Origin of the sequence: Methylobacterium sp. J-001, assembly GCF_022829565.1 — a bacterium.
In the GTDB taxonomy this organism is placed as follows: domain Bacteria; phylum Pseudomonadota; class Alphaproteobacteria; order Rhizobiales; family Beijerinckiaceae; genus Methylobacterium.
Genome location: NZ_JAKSYN010000137.1, coordinates 202582 through 209451, shown reverse-complemented (window position 1 = coordinate 209451; position 6870 = coordinate 202582). Strand labels below are relative to the sequence as shown.

Sequence of the window (6870 nt, the reverse complement as noted above, 5' to 3'; positions counted from 1 at the left end):
GGCAGCCATCGCCCGGGCCTTCGCAGCCTTCACTCCAGCGGAATGCCGCAACTACATCGCCGCCGCCGGATACGACGCTTATGACCCAACCTAAACGACAACAGCTCTAAGGACGGAGCAATTCAGTTAGCCTATCTCAATGCGCAGTTTTAAATGTCGACCTCTGAACTGTTTTCAATCTGATGCATTTACACAATCATGCTCAGGACCGATCCTTTTACCGTGCGGGAGTTTCAACCCCTGGGTGCAACCCGACAACTCGCAGTCGCTAGGTCTGCGAAGTATCCGTCGGCTTTGGCTGTGATCTCGCTGTCTTGTCTATTTACGCTTGCGCTGCTTGGTGTCGGTGCCGCTTGGCTCGGTCTACAAAATGGCTGGATTTCATCGGCAGATTTCAGCAGATCCACGCATGCTGCAGTACCGGCGGTATTTCCGACCTGGATCGAAGTCCCGCACCTAACGGAATCAACCGCTGGCAATGGAAATCCGAATGTCCTGATCTATGCAGATAGGCGTCGCTCATTCTTAAGTCATAATGCGGCAGATATCGAAGAAGGACTGGCCTTTCTGCCGCCTCGTATCAACTCGCAGCAGCCGCTCATCGATTCCACGCCACTAAATGCTGCGCGCCTTTTAGGCGACCAGTTCGTCGCCGGGGGTGGAACTACCGATCCTTCACCGCTTCAAACCGGAACACCTGCACGCTCGGCTGGAGCAGAAACCCTCTCACCAACTGAACTACTGCGGGCAGAAGGCCAAACCGAAGCTGCAAGGACGAACGCTGTCCCACTTGCTTCAGGGCCTACACCGGTTTCGGCTGAGGAGGCGGATTCATCCGAGAAGGTTGTCCAACCGACGCCTGAGACCGCCACTTTATCGTCTCCAGGTCTTGTGGCGACCATCATTCCAGACACGGTTCATCCAACTGCCGAACGAACCATACCGACGACGTTGCCGGGAGACGTCATTCCGGCAGTGCCGCCCCTGAATTCGGGGTCGACAAAGCAGGTGCGATCCGTGAGGCGCCCACAGTCAGTAGTTGCAAATTCCCCTTCGTCAGGCTCCTTTCGCGACACAGAGGAGACTGCAAGCATCGCTCGCACATCGAGGCATATCCGCACCCGGATCGACGTTGGTGGAGTTGCGCACGGCTCATTGCATCGCTCAGGTCGGGGCGATGTAACCGTCTTATCGCCGGTACCTGCGTCGTCCCCTCAATGGACGATGCCGTCGGTTCTGGCGCCAACGCAGTAACACACTGGGCCATATTACGGGTCAGGAGTTTTTGGAAAGATGAGAGCGATGTTTACACGTTCAATTTGCGCAGCCGCCATCATATCGGCTTTCGGCATACCTGCTTCGGCGCAGGAGGCGACTGCAGTTCCCGGCAATTCCCCTGCAACGTGGGAGAAGCCGTTGCCACTCTTCCCAGTCGGACCTGAAGTTGCGCCTCCTGAAGAGCAGAGCGTTTTGTCGATTGTTCCCGGAACAGGTCTTGTGAAAGGTACGACGTCCGCATTGGACACCATAGGCCAGCCTCTACCCGAAACGCCAGGACGCAATCGTACAGTTGAGACCTGTCGCAACACCATAATTGGCAAGGCTAGAAAGGACGGAATGACCGAAGTCGAAGCCGTGTCTGTCGGCGAAGATAAGACTGACAAGGATGGGGATTATTTCGCACCCGTTAGATTTCGTATCACGTATCAGAAACCTATGATGTATGAGGTACGTGAGGCTACGATGATATGCGTAGTAGATAAAGTCGGAAATATTGTCGACACTTATGTTCCTGCTATCTCCGAAAATCGTTGATGTTTGCTGCCCGTCATGCCGAAGCCCGGTCGCATCTAGCATGTCGAAGGACCGGCCAGCCATGCGTGAGGCAAACGCCAGGAAGCTCGCGTGCTCAGCGGCGTCAGACAGACAGACCCAGTACACCGGTTGACGTCGGGCCCCAGGTCGCTTCGGTCCAGAGTGCCTCTGTTTCGTACCAATCTCAGCCCGGGTCTTCGTCACTGAGGTTCGCCCTATCCCACGCCCGGCGTGGGCGTGTCATCGCCCTGCTGCCGGATCGGGAGAGCAGCACCGTCGAAGCGTGGCTTGCGGCCCATCCCGAGATTACCGTCGTCGCCCGCGACCGCGGTGGTTGCTACGGCGAGGCTACGACGCGGGCGCTGCCCAAGGCGATCCAGGTCGCTGACCGATGGCACTTGATGGAGAACGCCAGCGCCGCCTTCCTCAATGCCGTGCGCAAGTCGATGTCCGCCATCCGCATCGCTGTGGGAGCCGCGACGGTCGATCCCGAACGGCTGACTTGCGCCGAGCGCCTGCAGTACGACGGCTATCTGCGGAGGGAGGCGACCGGCGAGGCGATCCTGGCTCTGTCGCGACAAGGCATGTCGATCAAGAAGATTGCCCGGACGACCAGGCACAGCCGCAAACTCGTGCGCGACGTGCTGCGCGGTCTGACCGGCGACGTCTTCCGCGCCCGCCAGAGCAGCCTGGATGCCCATCTGCCCCAGCTCGATGCCGAATGGGCGGCCGGCTGCCGCAACGGGGCTGAACTCTGGCGGCGGCTTCGCGCGAGCGGGTTCACCGGCAGCCTGCGGGTAGTCGGGGAATGGGCGACGCGGAGGCGACGCAGTGAGCGAGCGCCGGAGGGCGCTCCCAGCAAGGTGCCGTCAGCACGCATCCTCTCCCGGCTGATGACGACGGATCGGGACAGCCTGACGAAGGCCGAAGCCGTCATCGTGGCGACGATCGAGGCGGAGGTGCCGAGGCTCGACGAGGCAAGGACCCTGTTGTCGCGCTTCCAGGCCATGATCCGCGCACGGGGTCGACCGGATCTCGACACCTGGATCGAGGCCGCGGCCCGAAGCCTTCTGGCGTCCTTCGCCGGCGGCCTGCTCAAGGACAAGGCGGCTGTCGCTGCAGCTCTCACGCAACCATGGTCGAACGGCCAGACCGAAGGGCAGATCACCCGTCTGAAGCTCGTGAAGCGGCAGATGTTCGGCCGTGCCAAACTCGACCTGATCGAAGCTCGGCTGATCGGCACACCATGAGCCGCCCTGCATCGAGATTGCGTCAGACCCGAAGCATGACCCCGGCAAGATCGAAGCTAACGCTCTCATCGATCTACAAAAATTGACACAGAGGTGGGGTCACGATCGGCGCCGATCGTGACTCCACTTCCAAGCAAATTTCAGCTTAAATTTCAACGTATTGAGCTGTATTTGGGAGGGGCGAACCTTCGACGCTTATTTACAATCTGGGCGCTCTGACGCAGCAATCGCTGTGGATCGGCGTCGAAGCATGAGGCTCGCAAAAGCGCTCCCCACTTATTGATGTCGTAAGCAAATATAAATTTTGGATGGGCTCACGATTGGCATCGGTTGCAGCCCCATCTTCGAACTAATTGCATCCGACATTGCAACGACTTGAGCAGATTTTCGATAGGGGCCATGCTTCAGCACCGATCCTTATCTAGGAGAACGATGCGGCTCAGTTCAACGCCGTTGTTCGGCTCGACGCCGATGTAGCGGGGTACGGAACGCGTGTTCATTAGTACTCAGAAGACGCAGACGCTTACGAGCCTGGAGGCATCGATGCTGTCCCTTCAACAGGCCAGCGGCCAGCCTAGCAGCCGAGAACTGTCATCATCATAAACTTTCTCGCCTAGCGAGAAGAATTTTTCGGGATCCGAGATATTGGCCTGGACAGTCTTGGATTCGGGACTGCACACTGGAGCCAACGAACAAGATTTCCGGGAGGAAGGATGCTGCTGGAGACAGCCGCGCCCCGCGTGGAGGAACCGCGCTCGTCTCTGTCGAAGGCGCTAGCATTGCTGGTCGTCGTCGCCGAGCGCAGCCAGAAGGGCGTCAGTCTGAGCTCCGCCGCCACGCGCACCGGTCTTCACGTCGCGACCGCCCACCGCCTGCTTACGGCTCTCGTCGACGAGAACTTCCTGAACTTCGATCCTTATACGAAGCGGTACTTCCTCGGGCTGATGCCCTACGAGATCGTCAACCGGGCAGGTCCCGATCTGGAGTTTCTTCAGCTCCGCAAGACACTTCGCCCCTTCCTCGACATCGCGCAGCAGTCAATCGGCGGCATCATCAATCTGTCGGTACCGTCCCAGGGGGAGTCCCTCTGCATCGCGGTCATCGAAGGACGCGCCCAGATCCTCGTCAGCACGCTGAAGGTGGGAGCCCGGCGCCCGCTCGGCGTCGGCGCGGCGAGCCTCGCCCTTCTAGCGGCGCATCCCGCCGGGGCTCGGGCGGCGATCATCGGACGCGAGGCCGAGAGGTACCTCAAGTACGGACGGCTGACGGCGGCGATCGCGACGGAGGCCTGCGAGCGTTTTCCGATCGACGGCTACGTCGTGAACGAGGCGCTGATCATCCCCGACATCGGTGCTCTGGCGATTCCGGTCTTCAAGGACGGCGCCCTGGTCTGCGCCGTTTCGGTCACCAACACGATCTCGTACCTGCACCCTGATGCCCGGGCCGGGCTCGCCGAGACCCTGCGCCGCGCCGTCGTGGATGCGGGCTTCCAAGCCGAGGCCGCCTGACCGATGTATCCGATCGACCTCTTCTTCCGTCAGGCGGCCCGGACCCCCGAGGCGATCGCCCTGGAGTTCGGCGACCACCGGGTCACCTACGCCGATCTCGTCGCGCGCGCCGGGGCGCTCGCAGCCGGCCTGCAGGCCCTCGACCCGGAGCCGCAGTCGCGCGTTGGCATCTGCTGCTTCAACCACGTCGAGCACGTGGTGGCGTGGCTCGCCGTGCTGGCCGCCGGAAAGGTCTGGGTCCCGCTCTACCCAAAGAACAAGTCGGCCGAGATCGGGTCGGGCATAACCTTCACCGAGGCTTCGATCGTAATCGCCGATGAGGCGGCGCGCTCCCTGGTCGAGGGTACCGGAGCCGCGATCCTGGTGGCGGACCCGAACGGGGGCGCGGGAACCACGGGCGGCCTCGCCCGGGCACATGCTGGAGCAGCGCCGTGCTTCCATGCGCTGCCGCTCCACGCGACGCAGGCGATCAAGTTCACCGGTGGGACCACGGGCAAGCCCAAGGGTGTGATGCAGCCCTACCGGGCATGGAACACCAACATCGCGACCCAGATCGCCGCCTGGGGCCTGAAGCCGGGCGAGCGGCTGCTGGCGGCGGCGCCGATCACCCACGGCACCTCGACCTACATCCTGCCGACGCTGGGCACCGGCGGGACGCTCGTCCTGCGCGACCAGCCGCGGCCGAAGGAGATCCTGCGCTGCTTCGCCGAGGAGCGCATCGCCACGACCTTCCTGCCGCCGACCGTGATCTACATGATGATGGAGCTGCCGGCGGCGCGGCGCGGCACCTACCCGCATCTGCGCAACCTCGTCTACGGCTCGGCCGCGATGCGCCCCGACGCGATCGCGCAGGCGCAGTCCGTGTTCGGCCCCTGCATCGCTTCGACCTACGGCCAAACGGAGGCGCCACAGATCGCCACCATGATCTCGGCCGAAGAGCTCATGATCCCGGACAAGCGCGCCACCGTCGGCCGCGAGACCATGCTGACCCGGGTCGCGATTCTCGATCCCGAGGGCACCATCCTGCCGACCGGCGCCTACGGCGAGATCGCCATCCGCGGCGACCTGGTCATGACGGGTTACTGGAAGCAGCTGGACAAGACCGCTGAGACGATCCGCGACGGCTGGCTTCTGACCGGTGATCTCGGAAGCTTCGACGCGGACGGCTTCCTGTCGATCAAGGGTCGGGCGAAGGACCTGATCATCACGGGTGGCTTCAACGTCTACCCGGCCGACGTCGAGCCAGTGCTCGCCCAGCACGCCGCGGTCTCGGACTGCGCGGTCTTCGGCGTCCCCGACGACAAGTGGGGCGAAGCCGTCCATGGCGCAATCGAGCTGCGGGCCGGCATGGCGGCGGATCCCGAGGAGATTATCCGCTTCGTCAAGGACCGGCTGGGCTCGGTGAAGGCGCCGAAGTCGATCGCCTTCTACGAGGCTCTGCCGCGCAACAATTACGGGAAGCTGCAGAAGCAGGTCCTGGTCCAAGACCATGTCGAGCGCACCGCCCGGGAGAGGCAGCAGCCATGAGCAACGCCAAGACGCCGACCACCGCCTTGAGCCACCACACCAAGGACGCGATTTTCTATCGCGAAAAGAACCTCGTCACCGACATCCTGAAGCCCGGCGCCGCGCCCGACTTCGTCGCGGAGGCCGCCGCCCACATCCTTGGACGGGACGTCTCCGACGGCGAGCGGCGCGTCCTCAACGCCATCATGATCACCATGATGGAGCACGGCTTCACCCCGAGCGCCATCGCGACCCGCTCCATCTACATGAGCGCGCCGGAGAACATGCAAGGCGCGGTGGCCGCCGGCCTGCTGGCGGTCGGCAGCCAGTTCGTCGGCACGGTCGAGAACAACGCCCGGATCCTGAACCAGCTCGTCGCCCTGGAGGAGGACGCGCAGCGTTCACTGGCGGAGCGCGTCGTGGACGACCACAAGGCCCGCAAGGTCCACATGCCGGGCTTCGGCCACCACCTGCACCGCCCAGAGGATCCGCGCGCGGTCCGCCTGCTGGAGATCGGGGCGGAGAACGGTCTCAAGGGCGGCCACGTCGCCGCCCTGCGCCTCCTGTCGACGGTGGTCGACCAGCGAGCGGGCCGACACATCACCATCAACGCCACGGGCGCCACCGCCGCCCTGCTGGGCGAGATGGGCGTGCCGGTCGAGCTGATGCGCGGTTTCTCGCTGATCGGCCGCACGGCCGGGCTCGTGGCCCATATCGCCGAGGAGCAGCAGCGCCCGAGCGGCCGGTTCATCTGGGATCTCGTCGACAAGTCGATCCCGTACGAGGCCTGA

At 63.0% G+C, this 6870-nt stretch carries 5 protein-coding genes; all 5 read left to right on the top strand.

All coding sequences use genetic code 11. The annotated features are described in order from the left end of the window. The first annotated feature begins 1293 nt into the window (after positions 1 to 1293). Positions 1294 to 1815, top strand: coding sequence for a hypothetical protein (locus MKK65_RS18135; RefSeq protein ID WP_243959454.1), 522 nt, complete (start codon positions 1294 to 1296; stop codon positions 1813 to 1815). Then, a complete protein-coding gene (locus MKK65_RS18130) occupies positions 1815 to 3065 on the top strand; it encodes an ISL3 family transposase (RefSeq protein WP_279596808.1) in 1251 nt (416 codons plus the stop codon). The genes MKK65_RS18135 and MKK65_RS18130 overlap by 1 nt, the downstream gene beginning before the upstream one ends. 713 nt (positions 3066 to 3778) lie before the next feature. Beyond that, on the top strand, positions 3779 to 4573 hold the full coding sequence (locus tag MKK65_RS18125; protein WP_147938830.1) for an IclR family transcriptional regulator: 795 nt from the start codon (positions 3779 to 3781) through the stop codon (positions 4571 to 4573). 3 nt (positions 4574 to 4576) lie between these two features. Then, complete coding sequence (locus tag MKK65_RS18120; protein WP_243959452.1) at positions 4577 to 6100, top strand: class I adenylate-forming enzyme family protein; 1524 nt, start codon at positions 4577 to 4579, stop codon at positions 6098 to 6100. Continuing rightward, positions 6097 to 6870, top strand: a complete 774-nt coding sequence (locus tag MKK65_RS18115; protein WP_243959451.1) for a citryl-CoA lyase — start codon at positions 6097 to 6099, stop codon at positions 6868 to 6870. The genes MKK65_RS18120 and MKK65_RS18115 overlap by 4 nt, the downstream gene beginning before the upstream one ends.

Excerpts from the sequence above, each read along its gene's own strand:
- MKK65_RS18120 (WP_243959452.1), top strand. The coding sequence starts at position 4,577 with ATGTATCCGATCGACCTCTTCTTCCGTCAGGCGGCCCGGACCCCCGAG.
- MKK65_RS18115 (WP_243959451.1), top strand. The coding sequence starts at position 6,097 with ATGAGCAACGCCAAGACGCCGACCACCGCCTTGAGCCACCACACCAAG.
- MKK65_RS18130 (WP_279596808.1), top strand. The coding sequence starts at position 1,815 with ATGTTTGCTGCCCGTCATGCCGAAGCCCGGTCGCATCTAGCATGTCGA.
- MKK65_RS18125 (WP_147938830.1), top strand. The coding sequence starts at position 3,779 with ATGCTGCTGGAGACAGCCGCGCCCCGCGTGGAGGAACCGCGCTCGTCT.
- MKK65_RS18135 (WP_243959454.1), top strand. The coding sequence starts at position 1,294 with ATGAGAGCGATGTTTACACGTTCAATTTGCGCAGCCGCCATCATATCG.